A 25521-nucleotide genomic window follows, 5' to 3' on the forward strand; every position below is an offset into this window, starting at 1 on the left:
CGTACGGCGTACGCGAGTGCCGCGATGGCCACCACGCGTCGATGCATTCATTACCTATTCCGAGGAGAGCAGTAGTCATGTCCGTCCGCATCCGTCCGTCCGAGAAGCGCACCCGCGAACAGCCGGGCGCCGATCGACGTGCGTGGTGGGGACTGGCCGTGCTGACGCTCCCTGTGCTGCTGGTGTCGATGGACTTCTCTGTCCTCTACCTCGCGATCCCGGCGATCACCGATGCACTCGATCCGAGCGCAGCACAGCAGTTGTGGATCCTCGACATCTACGGCTTCCTCATCGCCGGCCTGCTCATCACGATGGGCAACGTCGGCGACCGCATCGGCCGCAGGCGCATACTGCTGGCTGGTGCCGGGCTGTTCGGTATCGCCTCAGTGATCGCCGCATTCGCCCCCACTGCGGGCATCCTCATCGCGGCGCGCGCTCTGATGGGCATCGGCGGTGCGACGCTGATGCCGTCGAGCCTGTCGCTGATCGCCAATATGTTCCCCGACGCCAAGGCGCGGGGCCGTGCAATCGGCGTGTGGACCGCGGCGTTCGCGGGCGGATCGGCCATCGGCCCGGTCGTCGGAGGCGTTCTGCTGCACCACTTCTGGTGGGGCGTCGTTTTCCTGATCAACGTGCCGGTGCTCGCGGTGCTGTTCCTGCTCGCACCAAAACTCATTCCGGAGTATCGCGCAGGGACAGGTGACCCGTTCGACTTCGTCGGTGTCGGTCTCTCACTGCTCGCGATCCTGCCGGTGGTGTACTCCATCAAGACCATGGCGTCGGAGGGCGTCACCGCTCCCGTTGCCGCCGTCGGCGTGGTCGGCGTCGTGATGTTCGCGATCTTCCTCGTCCACCAGCGCAGCATCGCCGCACCGCTGCTCGACCTGAAACTGTTCAAGAACGTGCAGTTCAGCGCAGCGGTGTCGGTGGCGCTGGTCGGGATGATGGCACTCGGCGGCATGTCGTACCTCACGGGCGTGTACCTGCAATCGGTGAGAGATTTCGATGTCCTCGACGCCGCGCTCGCCGGACTGCCCATGGCGATCGCAGTCGCGGTGTTCTCCATCGGCGCCACCCGAATCGCTGTCCTCGTGGGTATGCGCACCGCGTTCGTCGGTTCGGTCGCGCTGGCCGCCGTCGGCAATCTCGGCCTGCTGTGGCTCACCACGTCGAGTCCGTTGTGGATCTATCTCGTGTTCACCTCGATCGCGGGCATCGGTTACGGCATCCAGTTCTCGCTGGTGTCCGACGTCGTCGTCGGATCGGTACCGGCGGAGCGTTCGGGAGCGGCGTCGGGCATCTCTGAGACGAGTTTCGAGTTGGGCACTGCTCTCGGGTTGGCACTTCTCGGCTCGCTCGCGACCTTGATGTTCCGTGAGCACGACAACGGTTGGTCGTTCGGCGACACGCTCGGCGAGACGCTGCATCGATCCCACGACATGGGGTCCTCGGGCGGAGCACTGGCCGACGCCGCCAAGGAGGCGTTCGTCAGCGGCATCCACGCGGCGTCGCTGGCTGCGGTGATCGCGCTCGGCGTGCTCGGCGTGATCCTCGCGGTGGTCATGCGTACTCCGCGATCCGTCGGCCAACCGGAGCAGGATGCGTCGCCCTCGGCGTGACCTCGCCCGCCTCTGACCGATCCACCGCACCCCGCCGTCACCGCACCTCGACAAGCCCCGGCCAGTACCGTCGTCACGGTGCACGAACTGATACGGCAGCGCTGGAGCGCCCGCGGTTACGACCCTGTCGCCGCGGTCTCGGCCGACGACGTCGTCGAGATCCTCGAGGCAGGGCGCTGGGCACCCACGTGGGGCAGCATGCAACCGGTCCGTTTCGTCGTCGGACTGCGCGGCGACGAAACGTTCGACGCCTTGACCGCCGTCCTCAACCGAGGGAATACGACGTGGGCGCCCGCGGCGGGTGCGCTGATCTTGTTGTGTACCACCGACGATCCGTCCGACCCGAAACCCGACCTCTACGGTGGCGTCGACCTCGGTTTGGCGTTGGCGCAGATGATCCTGCAGTGCGGGGCACTCGGTCTCAACGGCCATCCGCTCGCGGGGTTCGACAAGGGCGCCGCGAGAACGGCTTTCGACATCCCCGACGACAAGAAGCCGCTCGCGATGCTCGCCGTCGGACAGCTGGCCGACCGATCCACCCTGCCCGACGAGATCCGCGAACGTGACGAGCGCCCACGTGAGCGGCTACCGCTCGACCAGATCGCGTTCGGTAGACGCTGGGGAGACCCGTTCGAGGCCTGACGGATCGCTGTCGATACACGTGTTTCTGACGAATGCGAGCGAAGTTCGCCGTGCGTGTGTCAGAAACACGTGTATCCGCGTGCTCGGCTATCCGCTGCAGGCCTCCAAGGCCTTCTTGATCGCTGCCCGGTGAGCGGTGCGGTCCTTCTTGGCGAGACCGTGGTCGCGAAGAAAGTTCTTGATCTGCGCACGCTCGGGGTGTGACTTGTGCATCTCCTGACGGCGATGCTTGCGCTGCTGCGGTGTCAGGACGATCGTCTTCTCGAACCGCTCCTTGGCGCGTGGATGGGACTCGATCTCCTTCCACAATGTGGGGTCCTCCTTGGCCAAGGCCTTCTCGACCCCGGCCAGCGTGCACTTGGTACCGGGCACCGGCGTCGTCTGGGCCGGAGCCTGCTTTGTCGGTGCGGGCGCTGGCGCAGCCGTTGCCACACCGCCCGTGGCGATCGCGCTCGCAACGCCGACGCCGGCCAGCGCCAGGGTGATGCGACGTGCCGCCGCTCCGGTGAACAAACGTGACATGTCTCTACCTTTCTCGGCACACACTCGCAGTCGAGTGGGGGCGACCGGCTTTCCGGCGACCACTCGAAGCAAACTCGCAAATACTAAGTGCCAGCTGAGAATTCACAGTGCTAATACCCAGTAATGCTCAGGCAAAGAGACTTTCAGCCGAAAGGAATGTACTATTCGTCGCTTCCGTAATCCGACATAAGGGACTTACGGATTCTGGCTGTTGGGCAACGACATCCATTCGTCAGGTTTCCTGCCGCAGGTGAAATCGACCTCGTCGAGCACTCGAGGCGCCGCGATGGATGTTCGACGAGCCCACATGTGCGATTCTCAACCTCGCGGTCGGCGGCGGGTGGCCTGGAGCGACCGAACACTCGACACCGAACCCGGACACGCTGGCTGCCGACTGGATGCGCCGCACCCCCCTGGCCGCTGGAATCGTTGCCGCGCGACGGCACCACGACGCCGCCTAATGTGTGAGCGGTGAACGCCCCGCTGCCACCACCACGACCTCGGGCCACACGGATCCTGTTCGCAATTCCCGACGTGCGCGGGCGATGGCCCGCCGCGATTCGTGCAGGGCTTGCGTTCGCCGTACCGGCAGCCGTGTTGTTCGCCGCGGGCTTCGAGCGCGATGCCCTGCTCGCGGCACTCGGCGCATTCGCGGTGCTCTACGGCGAGAAGCGTCCTTACCGTGTGCGCTGGCGGGTCATCGCGCTCGCAGCCGTCGTGCTGATCGCTGCCGCGACGATCTTCGGATTTCTGGGCGATCTCGCCGGTGCCCACCCGAGTACGACCGCCTCGCTGATCGTGGTTGCCGGACTCGTCGTCTGGGCGTCGGCGTCGGTGTTCACCGTCAACGCCATGCGTCTCGGACCACCTGGGCCGTTCTTCTTCGTGCTCACCGCCTGCATCTCGTCGGTGGTGACCAGACATGGCGTCGACGTCTCAGACCTGGTGATCGCGACGTGTGCCGGCGCCGTGGGTTCACTCGTGGTCGGGATGGCGCCTGCGCTCTGGCGACCCGACGGTCCGGAAACCGCAGCGACACTCGCCGCGATCGAGACGATCGACGCCTACCTCGCCAGCAATCAATCCACCGACCCCGCCCACCGACACGGTGTGGCGATGTCGACGCTCAACGCGTGGACCGTGCTGCACGACGCCGCTGCCACCGACACACCGCTCGCGCAACGTCTCTGGACCTCGCTACATCAGTTCCACGTGGCGCCGCCGGGTCCGCTGTCGCCACCGATGCGTCGACCGTCCGTGCGACACCGGATGGCTGCTGCACGTCGCAAGTACAGCCACGCGCAGGTCACGACCGTGCGGGTGGCGGTGACAGCGCTCGCGGCGGGTGTCGCCTCACTCGCGGTGGGACTCTCACGACCCGACTGGGCGATCCTGGGCACCGTTCTTGTTCTCCAACTCGGACCGGATCGAATCCGCGGAGTCGTGCGTGCCACCCACCGGCTCGCGGGCACCGTTGTCGGCCTGGTGATCTACGTCGGCCTCCATCAGCTCGGTCTGACGACCGCCTGGCTCATCGTGGTGATCGCGGTGCTCAACGTGCTCATCGAACTGACCATCGTCGGCAACTACGGTGTGGCCGTCTCCTTCATCACTCCGCTGGCCATGCTGATGGGCACCCCCGACTCCGACATCACCATCCCTGTCCGCGACCGTTTCCTGGAAACGCTGCTCGGCGTCGGCTTGGCCGTCGCGGCGCTCTTCTGGCTGCTGCCGCACGCTCACCGCCACACGTGGGCACGGGCAGACACCGACGTTCTCGATCATGTCGACCGTCTTCTCGACCGCTCCGCACGCGCGCCGGTCGGTTCTGCACCGCTGCTCGCGATACGGCGGGACCTGCAGTGGGCGCTTCTCGAAGCGGAGATGAGCGCAACGGACAGCGCCAGTGACGAGCCTCGCTGGTCAGCGCCACGCTGGCCACGACACATCAGACTGTGCCGCGTGGGCTACGAAACGCTCGACTGGTGCCACCGCACCGACCAGTCGTCGCCGATCCCCGCCGACATTCGCGCGACACTGTGCACTCATCGCGCTGCGGTCCATGCACCCACAGAGCCCTGACATGCGGGTTCTCCCCGGCGCGCACGTGCCCCGTCCGTTCGACCCTCATTTGATCGACGACCGGCCCGGGGAGTACATTCATTGCCATGCAGCGTGCACTCCTTCTCGGTTGCCGCGGCGGGGTCTGATCGACCGGCCCTCCGTCGCGGGGCCTCATCACGCGCCGGTCACTCCCCTCGATATCACCTTCGGAGATTGACCATCATGGCACCAGCAGACACTTTCACCTCGGGCGCGAGCCGCATCGTCGAACCGGCGGGTCCGATCCCCGCAGACCAGCCCTCCTGGAATCCGCAACGCAATTCCGCGATGCCTGTGCATCGCTACCGGCAGTTCGCCGACGAGGTCGAGAAGATCTCGCTCCCCGACCGCACCTGGCCCGACAAGGTCATCACCAGGGCTCCGATGTGGTGCGCTGTCGACCTGCGAGACGGCAACCAGGCACTGATCGACCCCATGAGTCCCGCCCGCAAGCGCCGGATGTTCGAACTGCTTGTGCGCATGGGCTACAAGGAGATCGAGGTCGGATTCCCCTCGGCGAGCCAGACCGACTACGACTTCGTCCGCGAGATCATCGAGGACGGCGCCATTCCCGACGACGTCACGATCCAGGTGCTCACCCAGTGTCGCGACGAACTGATCGAGCGCACCTTCGAGGCGTGCCGCGGAGCGTCGAATGTGATTGTGCACTTCTACAATTCGACGTCGGTACTGCAGCGGCGCGTCGTGTTCCGCGCCGACAAGTCGAAGATCACCGAGATCGCAACGCACGCCGCGCACAAGGTGCTCGAGGAGGAGAAGAAGTTCCCGGACACCAACTGGCGCTACGAGTATTCACCGGAGTCCTACACCGGCACCGAGCTGAGCTACGCCAAGGAGGTGTGCGACGCAGTCAGCGAGATCATCGCCCCCACACCGGACAAGCCGCTCATCATCAATCTGCCGGCAACCGTCGAGATGGCCACACCCAACGTGTACGCCGACTCCATCGAGTGGATGAGCCGCAACCTCGAGCGTCGCGACTCGATCATCCTCAGCCTGCACCCACACAACGATCGTGGAACTGCCGTCGCCGCAGCAGAACTCGGCTACCAGGCAGGTGCCGATCGGATCGAGGGCTGCCTGTTCGGTAACGGCGAGCGCACCGGAAACGTGTGCCTGGTGACGCTGGGCATGAACATGTTCAGCCGCGGCGTCGACCCGCAGATCTCGTTCTCCGACATCGACGAGATCCGGCGCACCGTCGAATACTGCAACCAGCTCGGCGTACCCGAGCGTCACCCCTATGGCGGCGACCTGGTGTACACCGCATTCTCGGGCAGCCACCAGGACGCGATCAACAAGGGCCTCGACGCGATGAAGGTCGACGCCGACGCAGCCGACTCCGATGTCGACGACATCCTCTGGCAGGTGCCGTATCTGCCGATCGATCCCAAGGACGTCGGCCGCAACTACGAGGCCGTCATCCGCGTCAACAGCCAGTCGGGCAAGGGCGGCGTCGCCTACATCATGAAGGCCGACCACGGCATGGACCTGCCGCGACGCCTGCAGATCGAGTTCAGCCGCGAGATCCAGAAGATCACCGACGGCGAGGGTGGTGAGGTCTCTCCCAAGGAGATGTGGGACGTCTTCGCCGACGAGTACCTGCACCCGATCCGTCCGCTGGAGCGTATGCGTCAGAAGGTCGACGCCTCCGAGGTCGACGGCGGCGACGACCACATCACGGCAGTGGTGAAGGTCGACGGCGCCGAAAAGGAGATCTCGGGCAGCGGCAACGGACCACTTGCCGCGTTCGTCGACGCACTCTCGACCGTCGGCTTCGATGTCCGCGTGCTCGACTACGCCGAGCACGCTCTGACCGCAGGTGGCGACGCGAGTGCTGCGGCCTACGTCGAGACCGAGGTCAACGGCGAAACCGTGTGGGGTGTCGGCGTCGCGTCGTCGATCACCACCGCGAGCCTGCGTGCCGTGGTCTCGGCGGTCAACCGCGCCTACCGCGTGACCGCACCGGCGCCCGCTGAGACCGACACCGCGCCGCGCACCTGGGCGCCGTAAACCTCTCTCACCGAAGAACTCACGGGACAGCGGGTAACCCCTGGTGTTCGGCGTGACTGGCATGGGCCGGAATCCCTTGCTGTGAGCGGGCGATCCTCGCTTCGCAGGGGTTCCGGCCCATTCTGTCGTTCACGAGAATCTACCTGGGCCACGCCGAGAACGTGTCACCCGTACCATTTGTGAAACTGGCTACCTTACGCCTGGTCAGCGCGACGGCACGGAAATATGGGCGGACCATTGGCGGTATGCAAACAGTGGTTCTCCTGGTCTCTGTGCTCGTTGCGCTGCCGCTCATGGTCGCGGGGATCGGGGTTGTCATCGGTAAGGCAGTGAGCGTGGAACGCTGACCTCCGGCACACGGATGCTCGCTGAACGCGGGTAGCGTGACGCAGGTGGAACGTATCGTCGTGGTCGGCGCAGACGCCGCCGGCATGAGTGCTGCTCACCAGGCACTTCGGACCGCAGAGGTCACTGGGCGCGGCGTCGAGGTGATCGCACTCGAGCAGACGTCGGACACCTCCTACTCGGCCTGCGGCATTCCCTACCTCGTCGGCGGCCTCGTCGATTCGGACACCGACCTCATCGCACGGAGCGCGCAGCAGCACCGAAAACTCGGCGTCGACCTCCGCATGAGAATGACGGTCACCGGCATCGACCGCGAGCGGAAGCACGTCTCGGCGACGTCGGAGTTCGACGAATCGTCGGAGATCTCTTATGACCAGCTCGTATTGTGCACCGGTGCGCAGGCCATCGTCCCAGCGTGGGCTCGCGACAGCACCGGCGCGTTGATCGAGGGCGTCCACCCGGCCAAAACCCTTGACGACGCACGCTATTGGCTTGATCTGATCGCAGGCTCCGGTCGTCGAGGAGTGGTGATCGGCGGCGGCTACATCGGCGTGGAGATGGCAGAAGCGTTGGCCGAGCGTGGATTCGACACGACCCTCGCCACGCGCACCAGGGTGATGAGCAAGCTCGATCCGGAGATGAGTGATCGCATCGAGGACGGCATGCGAGCCGCGGGTGTCACGGTCCTGACCGACACGGTCATCGCGAGTGCCGAATCCTCGAGTGGGAGGATTCGCTCTGTCACAACGGTTTCCGGGAAGACAATCGAGGCTGACGTCGTGGTGCTGGCATTGGGCGTCCGACCGTCGACGTCTCTGGGTGCAGCTGCGGGACTACCGATCGGAGTCCACGGCGGATACCTGCCCGACGACCATCAACGCCTTGCCGACGGTATCTGGGCAGCGGGCGATTGTTGCGAGTCCGTCGACAGGATGACCGGGGAGCGTATCTTCGCGCCGCTGGGCACACACGCCAACAAGCAGGGCCGGGTCTGCGGCTTCAATCTGGGCGGCGACGAGACCAAACGCTTCGCCGGGGTGCTCGCGACCGCCATCACGCGATTCTCCGCGGGCCCGACCTATCTCGAGATCGCGCGGACGGGAATGAACACCGAGGTCGCCGGACGATTCGGCCACGACGCTCTCACGTTGATCACGCAGAGTGACACCGCAAGCGGTTACATGTCCGAGGCCGCACCGATCACCGTGCTACTCACTGCGGACAAGAGCACCCGACGCATCCTGGGCGCGCAGATCGTCGGCGGAATGCAATCGGGTAAGCGCATCGACACCGTCGCCGCGGCACTGTGGGGTGAGATGACCGTCGACGATCTCGCCGAGATGGACCTCGCCTACGCGCCACCGTTCGCAACGGTCTGGGAGGCAGTGCAATTGGCGGCCCGCCGGGTTTCCGAACGGATGTGAGGCCGGGTTTCCGAACGGATGTAAGTCAGCCGCTCACCGCACGTCAGTACTTCGCGCCACCACGAAGTCACGGAACCGCGATGCGACGTCGCTCAGTGGACGGCCACGAAACCACGTCAGACCGATCTCGCGCGATTCTCCGGCGAGCGGGATGAGTTCGACGCCGGGGTGTCGCACCGACTCCTCGACGGGTACCACCCCGACGCCGAGGCCCGCGGCGACGAGCCCGGACACCGTTGCCAACTCCGACGACTCGAACGCGATCGCGGGATTGAGATCGTGTGCTGCACAGATCTCGTCGAAGATCCGCCGCATGCCGTAGCCGTGCTGCATCACGATGAACTCCTCGTCGCCCGCCTCGACGATGCCGATCTGATCACGCCCGGCGAAGCGGTGCTCGCGCGGGACAACCAGTGCGAGCTTCTGTTCCGCGACACGCGCCCACGCCATATCGGTCCGCATCGGCCGGGGCGCGACGATCGCGAGGTCGGCCTCGCCGTCGACGACGTGTCCGACGACCGTCGCCGCGGCATCCTGGGTCAGTGTGAATCGGGCTTCGGGATTCTCGATGCGGAAGCCGCTGATGAGTTCGGGCACCAGTCCGAGCCCGAACGAGTGCAGGAACGCCAGACGCACGGCGCCGCGTGCCGGGGCGCGCATGTCGTCTATCTCACGTCGCCCGGCCTCCAACTGTGACGCGGCGCGGCGCGCGCGGTCGAGGTAGACCCGCCCGAATCGATTGAGAACCAGGCGTCGACCATCCCGATCGAAGAGTGCTACCCCGAGGTCGCGTTCGAGTCGTCCGAGGAAGCGGGAGAGAGTCGGCTGCGAGGAATGCACGCGGTCGGCCGCCGCGGTGAGGTTCTGCGTCTCTGCGATCGCGATGAACCAGCGGAGGTCGTCGTACATGGAATCGATCCTAGCTGCTGTTATTCACATATGAATTGATATGTCGCTAAACATTCATTTCCACATAGCTGCTTACCCGGCCACAGTGGATCCGGTGACAACCACCGCCCTGCGCTCCACTGCCGCCGACCTCGCGCCCGTCAAACACGTTCCCGGTTCCCCCGGTTATCGACGCGCGACGCTGTCGCTGTTCGCGGCGGGCATGACGACGTTCATGGCCTTGTATTACGTCCAAGGGCTGCTACCGCAGCTGTCGTCGCACTTTCAGGTGTCGCCGACGACCTCGGCGCTGGCGGTCTCACTGACGACCGGCCTCCTTGCCGTCGCGATCATCCCCGCGAGCGCGCTATCGGAGCGGTATGGCCGTGTGCGGCTGATGGTCGGCTCCGCAGTGGCCGCGTCGGTCATCGGGCTGCTGCTCCCGTGGGCGCCCTCGATGGAGTTCCTTCTCGCCGGTCGCGCGCTGCAGGGCCTGCTGTGTGCCGGGGTACCCGCGGTGGCCATGGCATATCTCGCCGAGGAGGTCGACGGCGGCTCGCTCGGTGGGGCAATGGGCAAGTACGTGGCGGGCACGACGATCGGCGGACTGGTCGGGCGCCTCATCCCGGGGTTCGCGGTCGACGTGGTGTCGTGGCAGTGGGCGCTGGAGATCGCGGCCATCGTCTCGCTCGTGTTCGCAATCGCGTTCTGGCGCATGGTCCCTCGCTCACAGTTCTTCACCCCGCAGCCCGTCTCGCTGCGTGCCACCGGACGCAATCTCCTTGGGCATCTACGTGATCCGGGCCTCCTGTCGCTGTTCGCACTGGCCTTCGTGCTCATGGGCGGTTTCGTCACCGTCTACAACTTCATCGGCTACCGGCTGCTCGGTGGGCCGTTCGGTCTGCCCGCGGGGGTCGTCGCGGCGATCTTCCTGATGTATCTCGCCGGAACCGTGTCATCGGCGTGGGGTGGCCGCCTCGCCGACCGCCTCGGACGACGGCGCGTCCTGGTGGCTTCGACGTCGATGATGTTGACTGGCCTGCTCATCACACTCCCCGATCACCTCTGGTCGGTGGTCATCGGGCTGTTCCTGTTCACCGCAGGGTTCTTCGCCGCGCATTCCGTGGCGAGCGGTTGGGTATCGGCGCGGGCGACCGAACACCGCGCAGAAGCGTCGTCGCTATATCTCTTCCACTACTACCTCGGCAGTTCGGTGGTCGGAGCGCTCGGCGGGCTTACCTACTCAGCCTTCGGCTGGGCCGGGATCACCGCCTACGTGGGGGTGCTGGTAGCCCTCGGCATCCCGCTCGCAGCGATGCCTCGAGGGCGGCGAGCTACCACGGCCTGAAATCGAAGGGTTCATTCCGCAAGGTCGGCTGCCGCAGCCGCAAGGGTGTCGACCACCGCCGCGACTGCTCGACGCGGTCGAGGCCTCGTCAGCGCCTCATAGACCCGTGCCGCTCGAACACCCTCCAGGACAAGCGGTTTCACGCCGGGGTGCCGTGACGCGTGCCGAGGCATCAACGCAATCCCGTGTCTGGCCGCGACGAGCGCCTCGATCGTGGTGAAGTCGAGCATCCGTTGTGTCACGCGCGGAGCCACGCCTGTGACCGCCGAGATCGAGAGCAGCACGTCGTCGACAGGGAATCCTCCCTCGACACTGATCCAGTCGTGGTCGGCAAGCTCGGCGACCGACACCGAATCACGCTGTGCAAGAGACGACGTACGGGGGACGACGACATCGAGGGGCTCGCGCATGAGTTCTGTGACGCGCACCCGCGGTGAGGCGACCGGAGCCGTGCGCTCATCGCGGTGTGTCACCACGACGTCGAAATCGGCCAGCGCAGGTGGGGCATCGGGATAGCCGACGTCGAGGTGCGAGGCGTCGACCGCGATCTCGTTGTCGGCAGCGCGGTCGAGGACGGCGGGCAGCAGGAGCGTCGAGCCGGACGGGAACATTGCGAGCCGCACCCTCGACCGGCCGGAGCGGTACGTGGCCATCTCTTCCTGCGCACGCTCGACCGCGGCGATCACCTCGTCGGCGCGCAGGACGAGCGCCTGCCCCGCGGCGGTCAGCCGCACCCGCCTGCCGTCCGCCTCGAGTAGTTCGACACCCGCCTCTCTGGCCAGGACCTTGAACTGCTGGGAGACCGCCGACGGCGTCATGTGCATCGCGTCAGCGACCGCGCCCACCGAACCACGGTCGGCAAACTCACGCAGCAGCCGCAGGCGCTTGACATCCATGAAGTGATGCTACGACGATTCCGCAGATCGGGGTCATCCGGCTTAACGGTCTGGACGAAGCGCCGACGGCACCGCGACGAGCGCCGACAGCACCGAAAAACCCGCCCACGGCACCGAAATCTGCGCCGACAGCACCACGGAAGACCTTTACCGCCGGAATAATCGGACCATGGTCCGGTTGTATATCACATGACCAAGAAAATCGGCTTTTTGTCCTTTGGGCACTGGTCGGCGTCTCCGGGTTCGCAGGCCCAGACGGCGTCAGATGTCTTGCATCAATCCATCGACCTCGCCGTGGCCGCCGAAGAGCTCGGCGCCGACGGCGCGTACTTCCGCGTGCACCACTTCGCACGCCAACTCGGGTCACCATTCCCGCTGCTCGCGGCGGTAGGCGCGCGAACCAACAGCATCGAGATCGGCACCGGCGTGATCGACATGCGCTACGAAAACCCCATGTACATGGCGGAGGACGCGGGCGCCGCCGATCTCATCTCCGACGGTCGGCTGCAGCTGGGCATCAGCCGGGGATCCCCCGAGCAGGTGATCGAGGGCTACAAGTACTTCGGCTACGTACCCGCCGAAGGCGAGACCGACGCCGACATGGCACGTCAGCACACCGACGTGTTCTTGAAGGTGATCGAAGGAACCGCCTTCGCGCAACCCAACCCGCGGCCGATGTTCCCCAACCCGCCGGGATTGCTTCGCATCGAGCCCTATTCGGAGGGGCTGCGCGACCGCATCTGGTGGGGCGCCGGTAGCCGTGCCACTGCAGAGTGGACCGCCGAGAAGGGCATGAACCTCATGAGCTCGACGCTGCTCACCGAGGACACGGGCATCCCGTTCCACAAGTTGCAGGCCGAGCAGATCCAACGCTTCCGTGACGCGTGGGAGAAGGCAGGACATGACCGTGAACCGCGAGTTTCGGTGAGCCGCAGCATCTTCCCGCTGACGACCGACATGGATCGCGCCTACTTCGGACGTGACCGCGACGACCAGGACCAGGTCGGCCACCTCGAGGGCGGACTTGCGAGATTCGGCCGTAGCTACGCGGCCGAGCCCGACAAGCTCATCGAGGAGTTGCGTGAGGACGAGGCCATCGCCGCCGCCGACACACTGCTGTTGACCATCCCGAATCAACTCGGCGTCGAGTACAACGCCCACGTGATGGAGTCGATTCTTAACGACGTCGCTCCTGAGCTCGGCTGGCGCTGACACATCGCTCGCTGACAGCACCACATTTAGCGTCGACGGCACCGAACCACGGTGCCGTCGACGTTCTTTTTGATGCCGTCAGCGCTGTTCCCGGTGCCGTCGGCGTTGTTCCCGGTGCTGTCGACGAACCTTCCGGCGCTGTCGACGCGACCTGAGCAGCAGGATTGTGCAGATCTACTACATTGTCCATCCAGTTAATTTCGATTGTGCTTCACGGATGAGACCTCGACGATAGACACATGACAACGCGTGATCGCATGCTGGCACTGACCGTCGTGGTGCTATGGGGATTGAACTTCATCGCGATCCGTCTCGGACTCGACCACTTCCCGCCGTTCTTCTTCGCCGCGCTCCGCTTCGCCGTGATGGCGGTTCCGGTGGTGCTGTTCGTCCGTTTCCCCCGCATGCAGATCAGGTGGTTCTTGTTGTATGCGTTCGGATTCGGCGTCGGGCAGTTCGCGTTTCTCTTCCTCGCGATGAACATCGGCATGCCGACCGGCCTGGCATCACTCGTGTTACAGACGTCGGCTCCGTTCACGGTGCTGCTCGGCGTCGTGTTCCTACGTGAACGCCTCGTTCCCGCGCAGGTCATCGGCATTGTCATCGCAGTCGCAGGAATCGTGCTCATCGGTGTCGACAGAGCGGGTCACAGCGCGCTCGGCATCGGAGTCGTGGTGCCGATCGTGCTCACCGTCCTGGCCGGACTCTCGTGGGCGTTCGGCAACATCGGGAATCGCCTCGCGCTGCCACCTAATTCGGGCGACGCACTGCGTATGACCCTGTGGATGACGGTGGTGCCGCCCATCCCGTTGTATCTGCTGAGTCTGGTCGTCGAGGGCCCCGCGGCGGGCTGGCACTCGATTGCAACGGTTGGTTCGGCATCGGGCCTCGTAGCACTGGGCGGTCTCGCGTATGTGGTGCTACTCGGAACCATCGCGGGTTCGGGCCTCTGGACGTCGCTGATGCAGCGCTATCCGGCCAGTCGCGTCGCGCCGATGTCACTGCTGGTTCCGGTCGTCGGAATCACCGCGGCGTGGCTCTTCCTCGGTGAGCAGCCCACCTACTTCGAACTCGGTGGGGCAGCCCTCGTCATTGCCGGGTGCGCGGCCGGTGTGCTGGCGACGCCTCGATCACGCGCGCGCATTTCGCCGTCTCCCGCTTCCAGCGAACCAGGCACCACACCACCGCCACGAGCCCAGCTCGCTGCGAGCGTGTCCGATGTCGACTGACAAGGGCGCGACGCTCCGGCGATTCAGTACGCCGGCTCGGGGATCGGGCTCTTTCCGACGCTCGCGGTGAACTCGACCTCGCCGTTGCCCTGCACGTTGGTGGCCGTCACGTTGACCGGAAGCCAGCTACTCCCGGCGCGGAGGGCACACGTCTGCGTTGCGCCCGGCTCGGCGACCAGCATTCCCTCGCATCGGACCTCGTCTGGTGTGCGCCCGGTGCTCTTCGTGAGCTCTTCGGACACCGACTTTGCGAGGAGCTGCTTGCTCATCCCCGACTTACCATCCATGTTTCCCTCCGGAGCGGTGGATGAGCTACCAGTGGTGTCGATCTGCGACGCGCTGCCCGTCGTGGTTGGCTCGGCCGTCGACGATTCGTCCGACGAAGAGCACCCCACCATCGATACGCACGCCACAGCACAGAATCCCGTCAGGATTCCGACCTTCATTCCACCCTTGCGCATTCGTTCAATCCTCACTTCGTTGTCTCCGCACAGTGACCGAAGACCTCCCGGCCGCCTGCGATCGTCGGGCGGGCACACGCCTCGGGCTCCGGCATTGTGCAGAGATGCGGGCACAATACGATGTCCCGCGTGAACATACCCGAGAACTCAGCGGCAGCCATCCAGCGCCTGCTCAGCACCCAGCACGTCACACCGGGTGTCACCATCGAGCAGCTCGCCATGAACGAGATCGCGGCCCGCGTCAACGACGAAAGTGCGCTCATCACCTTCGACGACGACAATCATCAGTTCACCATCTCCGATTACGACGGCCTCGTCCAACGCGTCACCAGTGTCGGGGACGACTTCGCGGGCGGCTACGCCCGAGTCGGCGACTTCGGGTTCGCACGATCGGTCATCCTCGCCGGGCACGGAACCCAACTGTCCACAGCCATCGTGCGAGAGCCCGCCACCGGTAAGTGGGAGATCCAACCCACCGGGCCGCTCTCGCAGTACTTCTACGACAACCTCGTCCTCCGCGGGTGGCACCTGCACTCCGAGAACCACCCCGCCCGCACGCTCAAACTCGTCATCGGCATCTGGGCCGCCATCATGATCGGCGGTTCGCTGCTGGTGGCCGGCATCGTGAGCATCGTTCTGCTGGCGTCGTAGCCGACCGCGACGACGCCACAGCGACCCGCCACGCGGAACGCCCTACTATCAGTGGTCGAACCGCACAACGCACGTCTTCGGACACCTGAGGGGATGATGAACGAGATGTCGCATGCCGAACACTCGCAACCAGCGTCGTTGCAGACAAGCGGCAACACCGATCATCGGATCGGCCCCCACATCAGCGAGAACCAGGAGCAGGCCGAGCCACTCTCCTCGCACACCTCTCGAACCGCTGATGACGACCGGGTCGCACCGCCCTGGATAACCCCGCAGCCTCCGGTCACCGGGCCGTCATCGCCAGAATCTCAGCCATCGCCACACTCGACGCCGCAACCGCCCGTCGAGCGTGACTGGTATACGGGCAAGACCAGCGGAATCCAGCAGCCGGCAGGTGCTCCACCTGCAGCCGTCGGCCAGTACACCGCACCGCAGCAGCCACCACCCGGTCCCGCCGTCGCCGACCGGTACCAGCCGGGGTCCGCAGCCCCGTACCCATCCGGATCGATGACCCCACAGGCCGGTTATCCGGCACAGGAACACTTCGCCACGCAACCACCTTCTGGCCAGTACCCGATCGCCGGGCAACGGGCCGTCGGGGCGTACCCGGGAGCAACTGCACCGGGATACCCGAGTTCCGAACCGTCCATACCATTCTCGGCACGTGGAGCCGGATGGCGTCGAGCACTCAGTACCGTGTCGGGCGGTCTGATCAACCTGGGTCAGAGCAAGTCGCAGCAGCAACTCGACGACATGATCGCGCGCATCCGCCGACCGATCGCGGGCGACTTCCGTCTGGCCGTGCTATCGCTGAAAGGTGGCGTCGGAAAGACCACCACCACAGTCGGGCTCGGGTCGGCGTTCGCATCGCTACGCGGCGACCACGTGATCGCGGTCGACGCGAACCCCGACTTCGGTACGCTCGGGCGGCGCGTCCCGCAGCAGACCGGCTCGACGGTCCGCTCGCTGCTCAACGATCCGAGCATCACGCGGTACGCCGACGTCCGGCGCCATACCTCGCAATCCACCAGTCACCTGGAAGTACTTGCGTCCGAACGTGATCCGGCCGTGTCTGAATCGTTCAGCGCCGATGACTACCTCGAGGTCATCGGGATCCTGGAGAACTACTACAACATCATCATGACCGACTGCGGGACCGGACTGATGCATTCGGCCATGGAAGGCGTCTTGAGTTCGGCGACCGCCATCGTCCTTGTCACGTCACCCGCTGTCGACGGGGCCGAAAGCGCTGCGGCCACGCTTGATTGGCTCAACGCTCACGGCTACCAGCGACTCGTCCAGCAAGCCGTGGTGGTGGTCTCGGCGTCGAAGCCGGGCAACGCCCCCATCGATCTGGACATGCTGACCCAGCACTTCCTGGGTCGCACTCGTGCGGTCCAGATCATCCCGTTCGACGACCATCTCGCATCTGGCGCACAGATCGATCTCGATCAGATGAATCGCGATACCCGAAATGCGTTCCTGGAACTCGCTGCGACGGTGTCGGATTCGTTCAATCCGGGACAACCCGGTCCCGGCTTCCCCGGGTTCCAGGGCCCACCGCCGGGGTATCAGGGGCCGCCACCCGGCTACCAGGGACCACCGCCCGGGTTCCAGGGCCCACCGCCCGGCTACCAGGGCCCACCGCCGGGGTATCAAGGACCGCCACCCGGCTACCAGGGACCACCACCCGGCTACCAGGCGCAGTCACCCGGGCTGCAGGAATATCCGGCGACAAGACTGCCCGACGGGCTTCCCCCGCAGTATCCTGCTGCACCCCAATATGATTACGAGCCGGCGCCGCCGGAGGCCATACCACCGGCCGACCACCGTTTCTGAACTCAGTTGCTCGGCGTGACGCCGCTGAGCTTTCCGATCTGGTCTGGACAGTAGGTCTGTGTGGCGAGGCCGACTACCTTGCCGGAGTCGGTCTCGTCGAGGCCGTTGCCCACCTTGCCGATGGCATCGACGAGCCCGTCTCCCGCAGTCAGGTTCGTGCACACCTGCTTGCCCGCACCGACTGCTGCCTCGTCACTGGGAAACCGCACGTTGAGTTGCTTGAGCCCCGCCAGGTAGAGCTGATCACCCTGCAGCGGGACCGCCGCCGCAGTGTCGGGCGCGGGCGGACTCGACTGTGTCGAATCCGAATCACTGCCGCCGCCACCGCATCCCGTGAGTCCCACAATCGCCGCGGCCGCGGCGGGGACCATCGCCCACCCGATCATCACGCGCCCGCTTTTCAATCGACTCATTCCATCCCCCAAACGTCACACGTGTGGTCGCACCCCGAACCGTTGATCACTCTACTGAGGTACGACACCGCGTCACCGCAGGGCGTCGGACACCACGCTGGTGAACCGCGAGATCGCTTGATCTGCAACAGGACTGAACCCGGCCATGTTGGCGAAACCGTGGATCAGTGCGCCTTCTCGCTGCAACGTCACAGGCACACCGGCACTACCGAGTGCGTCGGCGTAGGCGATGCCCTCGTCACGCAGCGGATCGAACCCGGCGACCACCACGTGTGCCGGCGGCAGACCTGAGAGATCCTCTGCCAGTAGCGGAGAGACACGAGGATCGGCCAACTGCGCCGGATCGGGCACGTACACCTCCGTGAACTGGTCGATTCGCTCGGCCGTCAGGAAGTATCCCTTGCCAAATTCGCGGATCGAACCGTACTCACCGACGGAATCGACCTTCGGATACAGCAGGAGCTGTAATGCGGGTGTGACCTCCTCGCCACGAACCTGCTGGGAGACGACCGCTGCGAGATTCCCGCCCGCACTGTCACCGGCGACGACGATCCGATCGCTCGGCACACCCCAACCCGGCGCGGCGTCGACCACACCGCGCCACGCCGCCAGAGCGTCGTCGACAGCGGCGGGAAACGGGTTCTCCGGTGCGAGTCGATACTCGACAGAGACGACGTCGGCGCCTGTGTCGACGGCGAGCCTGCGCGCGAGGGCGTCGTGACTCGCGCGGCTCCCGGTGGTGAACCCCCCACCGTGGAAGAACAGGATCAACCCCCGGGTGTCGACACCCGCGCGGTAGCGCGTCACCGGAAGCGGGCCGGCCGGGCCGTCGAACTCCAGATCCTCCTCGACGGCGAGTACCGGCAGCTTCTCGGCAACCAGCGCGCTGACCCGCTCGAGTCCGGCGCGTGCGCTGCCGATTGTCGCTCCGCCCATGTCGGCGTTGGGGAGTACCGCCGTGACCATCGCCGCCGTCAACATCTCGATGCTGACGTGCTCGCCATCGGCATTGACCGGACACCATCGCGACACTGCACCGAACAACTGCGGCGGTGCGTGGCCGATGACCCGCAACAGCGACCGGACGGGACGTAGCGGCGGGGACAGGTTGGGATTGGTGGCGCGACTCACGGCCGCGAGACTACCCGCACGCGGGTCACTGCCGATCCGGGCGTCGCGGCGCGGAGGTGGCTGCTGTGACAGACTCTCCCCATGCCCGACCGCGTACCCGCCCCGGGTGGCTCGACCACCCGTGTCCCCCTTCGTACGTCGCTCGCCCTCTCAGCTGCGTCGGCCGCCCGCTGGGCGTCGCGTACCGCGGGGCGCGGCAAGGGATCGATGATCGGCGGACTGGTCGCCGAGAAGATCGACCCGAACATCATGGGACGCCTCGCCGCGGGAAAACGGTCCGCGCTCATCACCGGTACGAACGGTAAATCGACCACGACACGCATGACCGCAGCGGCCCTCGCCGAACTCGGCGAGGTCGCTACCCAGGCCGACGGCGCCAACATGGATGCGGGGATCATCGCGACGCTGAGTCTGCAGCGCTCGGCACCGGTCGCCGCACTCGAGGTCGACGAACTGCACGTGCCGCACGTGAGCGATGCCGTCGACCCCGAGGTCGTCGTGATGCTCAACCTGTCGCGGGATCAGCTCGACCGGGTCGGCGAGATCAACATGATCGAACGACGGCTCCGCGAGGGCGTAGCGCGGCACCCCGAGACGACGGTGATCGCCAACTGCGACGACGTTCTGGTCACCTCCGCCGCGTTCGACGCACCGAAGGTCGTCTGGGTGGCGGCCGGAGCGAGTTGGGTTGGCGACTCGGTGAGCTGCCCACGCACCGGTGAACCGATCGCTCGTAGCACGGGCGACCCCACGGATCCGTCGATCCAGAGCGGCGTCGACTGGTATTCGACCGGCGATCCCGAGTTCCGTCGGCCGACGCCGCAGTGGTGGGTCGACGACGAAAAGATCTACGGTCCTGACGGATTCGTGGCACCCATGACGCTGAGCGTGCCCGGACGCGCGAATCGCGGCAACGCCGCCCAGGCGGTGGCGGCCGCGGTGGCTATGGGCGCCGATCCCGGCAAGGCTGTCGCCGCAGTCAGCACCGTCGGTGAGGTCGCCGGCCGCTACGGCATTCACCAGGTCGGTAACCACTCCGTTCGCACGCTGCTGGCCAAGAACCCGGCGGGTTGGCAGGAGGCGCTGTCGATGATCGACCAGGACGCCGACGGGCTCGTCATCGCCGTCAACGGCCAGGTACCCGACGGCGAGGACCTCTCCTGGCTGTGGGACGTGCGGTTCGAGGCGTTCGAGACGATGCAGGTGGTCGCCGCGGGTGAACGCGCAGCGGATCTCTCGGTACGACTGCTCTACGCGGGCGCCGAGCACACCACCATTCCCGATCCGATGAAGGCCATCGAGTCGTGTCCGCCCGGGCGCGTCGAGGTGCTGGCGAACTACACGGCGTTCCGCGATCTCAACGTCGCGATCGAACGCGCCGAGCGCGCACGGAAGGGGCAGCAATGAGCACCTCGACGCTGCGCATCGGCCTGGTGCTGCCCGACGTCATGGGCACCTACGGCGACGGCGGCAACGCATTGATCCTCCGGCAACGAGCGCGAATGCGCGGTATCGAGGCCGAGATCGTGCAGATCACCCTCGACGACGAGGTACCCGACTCGCTTGACGTCTACACGCTCGGCGGCGCAGAGGACTATGCGCAGCGTCTCGCCACCCGACACCTCACGCGGTACCCGGGCCTGCAGCGTGCCGCCGCTGCAGGCAGGCCCGTACTGGCTATCTGCGCCGCGATCCAGGTGCTCGGTCATTGGTACGAAACGTCGGCGGGCGAACGCGTCGACGGCATCTCCCTGTTCGACCTGACCACGTCGCCACAGGCGACCCGCAGTATCGGCGAGGTCGTCACCGAGCCGGTGATGGCCGGACTGACCGATCCGCTGACCGGATTCGAGAATCACCGTGGCGGCAGCACTCTGGGATCCGACGCCGCTCCGCTGGCGAAGGTCACGCACGGCGTTGGCAACGGTGTCGGCGACGGCACCGAGGGGGTGGTGCAGGGATCGGTGATCGGCACGTACATGCACGGCCCCGCGTTGGCGCGCAATCCGCAGCTCGCCGACCTGCTCTTGGCGCGCGCGATGGGCGTCGAGGAGTTGGCGCCCTTGGAGTTGCCCGAGGTGGATCGGCTGCGGCGGGAACGCCTCGCCGCGGGCCGTCGCGGCTGACCCGCTCGTCGAGCCTAATCCGCTGATCGGGATAACCACGCCCGCCGGAATCGGGGACATTTCTCCGGCCCGCAGATGGCGCAGTCGGTGCCTGACCGGAAGTGTTCGTGCGCCGCGCGGGGGTGGCCACAACGGCACGGCGAATCAGGGGCACGCCCGGCGACACGTCGTATCAGGTCGCTCATGTGGGCCGTCACTTCCGTTCTGCAGCACGCCGCTTCGTCGCGGACACCGTTGTTCAGGCAGATCGTATCCGTAGGTTGGGCGGGTCGGAAACCAAGGCTGACCTCAGTGGGCACCGCTGGTCAGTCGTCATCGACCACCGGCAGCCCCGCGTGGCGTCCGGCTGCGCGGAGTACCTCTCTCAGCATCGCGGGCGTGAGACGGCCGGTGAACGTATTGTGTTGACTCACGTGGTAACTCGCGAAGAGGGTCAGTTCACGGTCCCCTCGTCGGATCACGGCCTGCGCACCGTGGCCGAACTTCGGCCTGGGGCGTGGCACCTCCCACCCGAGATCGGCGAATCCCGTCAGCGCGGCGCGCCACCCGAAGGCGCCGAGCACGAACACCGAGCGCAAAGTCGGTGCGAGCAGGTCGATTTCGTTGTGGAGCCAATGCGCACATCTGTCACGTTCGGCCGGCGTCGGCTTGTTCTGCGGAGGCGCGCAGTGCACGGGCGCGGTGATCCGCACGCCAGTCAGTTCCAGGCCGTCGTCGATCGAGACCGCGGTCGGCCTGTTGGCCAGCCCCACGTCGTAGAGCGCGCGATAGAGCACGTCCCCGCTCTGGTCACCCGTGAACATGCGACCTGTGCGATTCGCTCCGTGCGCTGCCGGGGCGAGGCCGAGAATGAGCATCGACGCGTCGGCCGGGCCGAATCCGGGAATCGGCCTACCCCAGTAGGTTTGGTCAGCAAACGCCGCACGCTTCTCGCGCGCCACCTGTTCGCGCCAAGCCACCAGTCGAGGGCACGCCCGACACTCGATCAGTGCGGCATCGAGGGCTGCGATGCTCCGATAGGCCATGGGTTCACGCTACGCGCGTCAGTCCAACACCCGACACCGCTCGCGGGTCCGATCGACGGCGAACCAGCCGCGCTCGAACTGCTGCCACTTCTCGAGATGTGCCCTCGACGACTCGCCATCGCGCGCAACCGCACGGTCCAGACGTTCGCCAGCGCTACCCCCGTCGAGCCAGAGTGAATAGGTCAATCGGTCGGCTACTCGACGTCGCGCCGCCGACACCCCTTCGATGATGAGCAGCGGCTCCCAGCGATACCAGACCCGCTTACCGATCCTCGGCTCGCCGTCGACCCACTCGCGTGGTCGATATCGGTAGTCGCGACGTCGGATAAAGGCATGCAGCACATCGCTTTCCATCTCCGGCCACCATGCAACGGGGTCTTCCCAGGTGGCGAAGTCGTCGGTACGCACCAGGACGACGCCGGTTCCTCGTGCACGTAGCCTGTCGACCAGAGCATCGGCGACGGTCGTCTTACCCGACCCCGACGGCCCGTCTATCGCGACGATCCCCGAGACCATCTCCGCGGCCAACTCGTCGAGCTGGACGTCGAGTTCGGGCGTCAGCGAGCACGGCGCATGGGCACCGTTTCCCAGAGCGCTGGTGTCAGGCAAGGACCCGCCGCCCCGACAGTGCCCTGCCGAGTGTGAGCTCGTCGGCAAACTCGAGGTCGCCGCCCATCGGCAGACCCGACGCCAGGCGTGTCACCGACAGTCCGGGGAAGTCCTTGAGCATGCGCAGCAGGTAGGTCGCGGTAGCCTCGCCCTCGGTGTTGGGATCGGTGGCAACGATCACCTCGGTCACGTCGACGCCGTCCTCCTGGTTGGCCAGTCGTCGGAGCAACTCGCGAATACGCAACTGGTCGGGTCCGATCCCCGACAGCGGATCGAGCGCACCGCCGAGCACGTGATAGCGGCCGTGGAACTCCTTGGTCCGCTCGATCGCGTGGACGTCCTTCGGCTCCTCCACGACGCAGATCTTGGTGGCATCCCGTCGGGCGTCGGCGCAGATGCGGCACAATCGCTCAGCCGAGACGTTGCCGCATTCGGCGCAGAATGTGACGTCGTCGCGCACGTGACCGAGCGCCGCGATGAGGCGGTCGATGTCCGACTTCTCGCCCGCGAGTAGGTGGAAAGCGATGCGCTGCGCACCCTTCGGACCGAGTCCTGGCTGCTTGGCCAGCTCGTCGATCAGATCCTGGATGGGGCCCTCGTACATGAGGCGTCAGCCGAGACCCGGAAGTCCGCCGCCGAGACCGCCGGCCAGCGGACCCATCTTCTCGCTCGTCAGCGCGTCACGCTTGGACGCGAGGTCCGACAGCGCCCCGAGGACCAGATCCTGCAGGGTCTCGACGTCGTCGGGGTCGACGACCTTGGGATCGATGGTCACCGCGGTGACCTCGCCGGTCCCCGTGCCCGTCACCGTGACGAGCCCATTGCCCGCCGAGCCGGTGACCTCGGTTGCCGCGATCTCCTCCTGCGCCGCAAGCAGCTTCTCCTGCATCTGCTGTGCCTGGGCGAGCAGGCCGGCCATCGGATTCTCGCCGCCGTCACCGCCGCCGAACAGGGAACTGGGGTCAAAAGGTTGAGTCACGGGCTCCAGGGTAGTCGGTGTGGTCAGCGCAGCAGACGCTCGACATGCTCGACGATCTCGTCGACGCTCTCCTCGCCCGCGGGCGTGATCTCGAAGGAGAGCACGTTGTCTCCGAAGAGTCGCCCGGCCTTCGGGGTGAGCGCGAATTCCAGCCTGTCGTCGCCGACGCGACGCCATTCGACGACCCCTCCGTACACGGGCGCGCTGGCACCGGTGGTGACGCAGTACCCGTCACGGGCAGCAGTGTCGGCGTTGACCAGGTCGCGCTGGATCTGGAAGCACCCCATCGATTCGTCGTCGATGAAGACGACGGCCTCGCACCCCAGGTCGGGGTGGCGCTCGTAGGAGGCGTGGATGGTCACGATTCCAGCCTAACGATGCGACTGCAGCTATCCCACGGCCGCGGGCCCCGCTTACGTACACAACTCGTACGTCAGCGAGAGGCCATCACAATTATTTCGATGGCCATTCGCTGACGCCACGGTTGTGTACGTATCAACCTCTCACGACGGGTCAACCCCTCACGACGAGCCTTCGGGGCGCCGTCCGCTGACAAAGCTGCGCGATTCGCCGGTCAGCGGGTCATCGAATTCCAACGTGTGGGCGAGAAGGCGTAACGGCCGGCTGAAGTCGCCGTGATCGGGTAGCTCGGCCAGGTCGGGCCGGACGTCGGGGTAGAGCGGGTCGTCGACGATGGGTACGCCGAGCAGTGCCATGTGCAGGCGCAGTTGATGGGTACGTCCGGTCTGTGGTCGGAGCCGGTAGAGCCCCACTTCGTCACCGAGTTCGTCGAGGAGCTCGATGTCGCTGACCGCATTGACGTCGCCGTCGACGACGAGTGCGCGCAGATCACCCGCGGTCTTCTCGATACGATTGCGCACCGTGACCGGGGTACGCAGAGCGAGGTCGAGCGGCGCGACCGCGCGGTACTCCTTACGCACGAGACGCCGCGCGAAGAGATCCTGGTAGGCGGCGCGCACCTGCGGCCTCACGGTGAAAAGCAGCACGCCCGACGTCAACCGGTCGAGTCGATGAGCAGGCGCGAGGGCGTCGTTGCCCAGTGCACGACGCAGCCGCACGAGCGCGGTCTGCGTGACGTGGCGCCCACGGGGCATGGTCGCGAGGAAGGGGGGTTTGTCGACCACGACGATGTTGTCGTCGACGTACAGGATCGGCAGGTCGAATGGAATCTCGATCTCGTCGGGCAGACCCCGATAGAGGTAGTACGACGTGTTGACCCGGGCAGGGGCGTCGAGGTCGGCGGTGGCGCCGGCAGCATCGACGAGCTCGCCGCGGGACACCTGCTCCTGGAGGTCCGCGACGGTCAGCCCAGTCAACGACGGGCTGGCGAGCAACGCCTCACCGACCGTCCGCTCTGCGCCTTCGGTGCTCCCGCGCAACACCACCCGGGTCGCGTCGACTCCATTGCGCGGCGGCAGCGGGGACGGCCGGGCACGGCCGCGGCGACGAGGCTCATCGCCCCTGGTCACCGCGCGAGGTCCCGGAAACCGCTATCGCCGCTGCTCTGCTGTATTACTTCTCGACCCGCTTCTTGAGGTTGGCGAGCAGCTGCGCCTGGATTTTCGCGAGACCCTTCGGCGCAAATGTCTTCTCGAAGAATCCGCCGATACCGCTGGCGTTGGAATTCCACGTGGTCGTGGTGGTCACCTTCGATCCGCTACCGGCCGGAGCGACCTTGTACGTCGTCACCATCGAGGAGTTCTCGTCGCGCTCGGTGATCGTGTCCGGAACCACGGTGACCGTCGCCTTGACGTCGCGCTGACGCTTGGAGGTTGCCTGCAGAATCCAATGCACCACGGTCCCGTCGCCCTGACCTCCGCTGATCACCTGGTAATCGCGGTATTGTTCGGGCAGGATCGCCGGGCGCGCGTCGACGTAGTCGGCGAGCACTCCGATCACCTGGTCGGGACTTGCGGCGACATCGATCGACTGGCTGGCGGAAATCTCACCCACGACGTGTACTCCTTCATGGCAGATTGGCGGGCGTGCTGACAAGGTCCTAGG

General features: G+C 66.0%; 25 protein-coding genes. 12 read left to right on the forward strand and 13 right to left on the reverse strand.

The genetic code is table 11. The features are described 5' to 3' along the window. Positions 1-77 precede the first annotated feature (77 nt). Complete coding sequence (locus tag LK459_RS07015) at positions 78-1619, forward strand: MFS transporter (RefSeq protein WP_227922366.1); 1542 nt, start codon at positions 78-80, stop codon at positions 1617-1619. Between the two features lie 78 nt (positions 1620-1697). Beyond that, positions 1698-2261 (forward strand): nitroreductase family protein, encoded by a 564-nt coding sequence (locus tag LK459_RS07020; RefSeq protein WP_007237229.1) that lies wholly within the window; start codon positions 1698-1700, stop codon positions 2259-2261. Positions 2262-2348: 87 nt separating this feature from the next. Here the strand turns inward: LK459_RS07020 and LK459_RS07025 are convergent, their stop codons facing one another. Continuing rightward, positions 2349-2783 (reverse strand): hypothetical protein, encoded by a 435-nt coding sequence (locus LK459_RS07025; RefSeq protein ID WP_007237228.1) that lies wholly within the window; start codon positions 2781-2783, stop codon positions 2349-2351. Positions 2784-3254: 471 nt separating this feature from the next. On the opposite strand from LK459_RS07025, the gene LK459_RS07030 reads away from it, so the two are divergent. The 3 genes from LK459_RS07030 to LK459_RS07040 all read left to right on the forward strand — a co-directional run bounded on the left by LK459_RS07030 (position 3255) and on the right by LK459_RS07040 (position 8689). Then, a complete protein-coding gene (locus LK459_RS07030; protein WP_007237226.1) occupies positions 3255-4865 on the forward strand; it encodes an FUSC family protein in 1611 nt (536 codons plus the stop codon). Between the two features lie 204 nt (positions 4866-5069). Next, entirely contained in the window at positions 5070-6920 is a 1851-nt protein-coding gene (leuA, locus tag LK459_RS07035; RefSeq protein WP_007237225.1) for a 2-isopropylmalate synthase, read from the forward strand. Positions 6921-7312: 392 nt separating this feature from the next. Next, entirely contained in the window at positions 7313-8689 is a 1377-nt protein-coding gene (locus LK459_RS07040; protein WP_227922368.1) for an FAD-dependent oxidoreductase, read from the forward strand. A 33-nt stretch (positions 8690-8722) separates the two neighbouring features. On the opposite strand, the gene LK459_RS07045 is transcribed toward LK459_RS07040, so the two are convergent. Next, entirely contained in the window at positions 8723-9598 is an 876-nt protein-coding gene (locus tag LK459_RS07045; RefSeq protein ID WP_007237223.1) for a LysR family transcriptional regulator, read from the reverse strand. A 40-nt stretch (positions 9599-9638) separates the two neighbouring features. Between LK459_RS07045 and LK459_RS07050 the strand changes: the two genes are divergently transcribed. Beyond that, the gene (locus tag LK459_RS07050) at positions 9639-10925 is read left to right on the forward strand and encodes an MFS transporter (protein WP_007237222.1); all 1287 of its coding nucleotides are present in this window, start codon (positions 9639-9641) and stop codon (positions 10923-10925) included. An 11-nt stretch (positions 10926-10936) separates the two neighbouring features. Here the strand turns inward: LK459_RS07050 and LK459_RS07055 are convergent, their stop codons facing one another. After that, the gene (locus LK459_RS07055) at positions 10937-11821 is read right to left on the reverse strand and encodes a LysR family transcriptional regulator (protein ID WP_227922370.1); all 885 of its coding nucleotides are present in this window, start codon (positions 11819-11821) and stop codon (positions 10937-10939) included. 189 nt (positions 11822-12010) lie between these two features. Here LK459_RS07055 and LK459_RS07060 point away from each other — a divergent pair, with 189 nt between their 5' ends. After that, a complete protein-coding gene (locus LK459_RS07060) occupies positions 12011-13033 on the forward strand; it encodes an LLM class flavin-dependent oxidoreductase (protein WP_007237219.1) in 1023 nt (340 codons plus the stop codon). Between the two features lie 239 nt (positions 13034-13272). Continuing rightward, on the forward strand, positions 13273-14262 hold the full coding sequence (locus tag LK459_RS07065; protein ID WP_007237218.1) for an EamA family transporter: 990 nt from the start codon (positions 13273-13275) through the stop codon (positions 14260-14262). Between the two features lie 23 nt (positions 14263-14285). Here LK459_RS07065 and LK459_RS07070 read toward each other — a convergent pair whose 3' ends face one another. Beyond that, entirely contained in the window at positions 14286-14738 is a 453-nt protein-coding gene (locus LK459_RS07070) for a DUF4333 domain-containing protein (protein ID WP_227922371.1), read from the reverse strand. A 105-nt stretch (positions 14739-14843) separates the two neighbouring features. Here LK459_RS07070 and LK459_RS07075 point away from each other — a divergent pair, with 105 nt between their 5' ends. Next, a complete protein-coding gene (locus LK459_RS07075; protein WP_039993317.1) occupies positions 14844-15374 on the forward strand; it encodes a hypothetical protein in 531 nt (176 codons plus the stop codon). A 105-nt stretch (positions 15375-15479) separates the two neighbouring features. Next, complete coding sequence (locus LK459_RS07080) at positions 15480-17213, forward strand: MinD/ParA family ATP-binding protein (RefSeq protein WP_373279012.1); 1734 nt, start codon at positions 15480-15482, stop codon at positions 17211-17213. A 2-nt stretch (positions 17214-17215) separates the two neighbouring features. Here LK459_RS07080 and LK459_RS07085 read toward each other — a convergent pair whose 3' ends face one another. Both LK459_RS07085 and LK459_RS07090 read right to left on the reverse strand, forming a co-directional pair. Further along, a complete protein-coding gene (locus LK459_RS07085) occupies positions 17216-17626 on the reverse strand; it encodes a DUF732 domain-containing protein (protein ID WP_227922373.1) in 411 nt (136 codons plus the stop codon). 72 nt (positions 17627-17698) lie between these two features. Beyond that, the gene (locus tag LK459_RS07090; protein ID WP_227922375.1) at positions 17699-18757 is read right to left on the reverse strand and encodes an alpha/beta hydrolase; all 1059 of its coding nucleotides are present in this window, start codon (positions 18755-18757) and stop codon (positions 17699-17701) included. Between the two features lie 81 nt (positions 18758-18838). On the opposite strand from LK459_RS07090, the gene LK459_RS07095 reads away from it, so the two are divergent. Together LK459_RS07095 and LK459_RS07100 are read left to right on the forward strand one after the other, a co-directional pair. Next, positions 18839-20164: a Mur ligase family protein gene (locus LK459_RS07095; RefSeq protein WP_007238109.1), complete on the forward strand. Its 1326-nt coding sequence runs from the start codon at positions 18839-18841 to the stop codon at positions 20162-20164. Beyond that, on the forward strand, positions 20161-20883 hold the full coding sequence (locus LK459_RS07100) for a type 1 glutamine amidotransferase (protein ID WP_007238110.1): 723 nt from the start codon (positions 20161-20163) through the stop codon (positions 20881-20883). Before LK459_RS07095 ends, LK459_RS07100 begins: the two co-directional genes overlap by 4 nt. A 305-nt stretch (positions 20884-21188) precedes the next feature. Here LK459_RS07100 and LK459_RS07105 read toward each other — a convergent pair whose 3' ends face one another. The 7 genes from LK459_RS07105 to LK459_RS07135 all read right to left on the reverse strand — a co-directional run bounded on the left by LK459_RS07105 (position 21189) and on the right by LK459_RS07135 (position 25470). Further along, entirely contained in the window at positions 21189-21908 is a 720-nt protein-coding gene (locus LK459_RS07105) for a uracil-DNA glycosylase (RefSeq protein WP_007238111.1), read from the reverse strand. An 18-nt stretch (positions 21909-21926) separates the two neighbouring features. Next, positions 21927-22424 carry a uridine kinase family protein gene (locus LK459_RS07110; RefSeq protein WP_227923596.1) on the reverse strand — a complete coding sequence of 166 codons (498 nt, stop codon included), beginning with the start codon at positions 22422-22424 and terminating at the stop codon, positions 21927-21929. A gap of 85 nt (positions 22425-22509) precedes the next feature. Beyond that, positions 22510-23121 (reverse strand): recombination mediator RecR, encoded by a 612-nt coding sequence (gene recR, locus LK459_RS07115; RefSeq protein WP_005171392.1) that lies wholly within the window; start codon positions 23119-23121, stop codon positions 22510-22512. Between the two features lie 6 nt (positions 23122-23127). Next, complete coding sequence (locus LK459_RS07120; RefSeq protein WP_007238113.1) at positions 23128-23496, reverse strand: YbaB/EbfC family nucleoid-associated protein; 369 nt, start codon at positions 23494-23496, stop codon at positions 23128-23130. A 23-nt stretch (positions 23497-23519) separates the two neighbouring features. Beyond that, positions 23520-23858: a hypothetical protein gene (locus tag LK459_RS07125; protein ID WP_007238114.1), complete on the reverse strand. Its 339-nt coding sequence runs from the start codon at positions 23856-23858 to the stop codon at positions 23520-23522. A 159-nt stretch (positions 23859-24017) separates the two neighbouring features. Then, the gene (locus tag LK459_RS07130) at positions 24018-24986 is read right to left on the reverse strand and encodes a pseudouridine synthase (RefSeq protein WP_083835875.1); all 969 of its coding nucleotides are present in this window, start codon (positions 24984-24986) and stop codon (positions 24018-24020) included. Positions 24987-25029: 43 nt separating this feature from the next. Beyond that, positions 25030-25470, reverse strand: coding sequence for an SRPBCC family protein (locus LK459_RS07135; RefSeq protein ID WP_007238116.1), 441 nt, complete (start codon positions 25468-25470; stop codon positions 25030-25032). Positions 25471-25521 lie beyond the last annotated feature (51 nt).

The sequence above is a fragment of the Gordonia otitidis genome, assembly GCF_020735545.1.
Classification (GTDB): domain Bacteria; phylum Actinomycetota; class Actinomycetes; order Mycobacteriales; family Mycobacteriaceae; genus Gordonia; species Gordonia otitidis.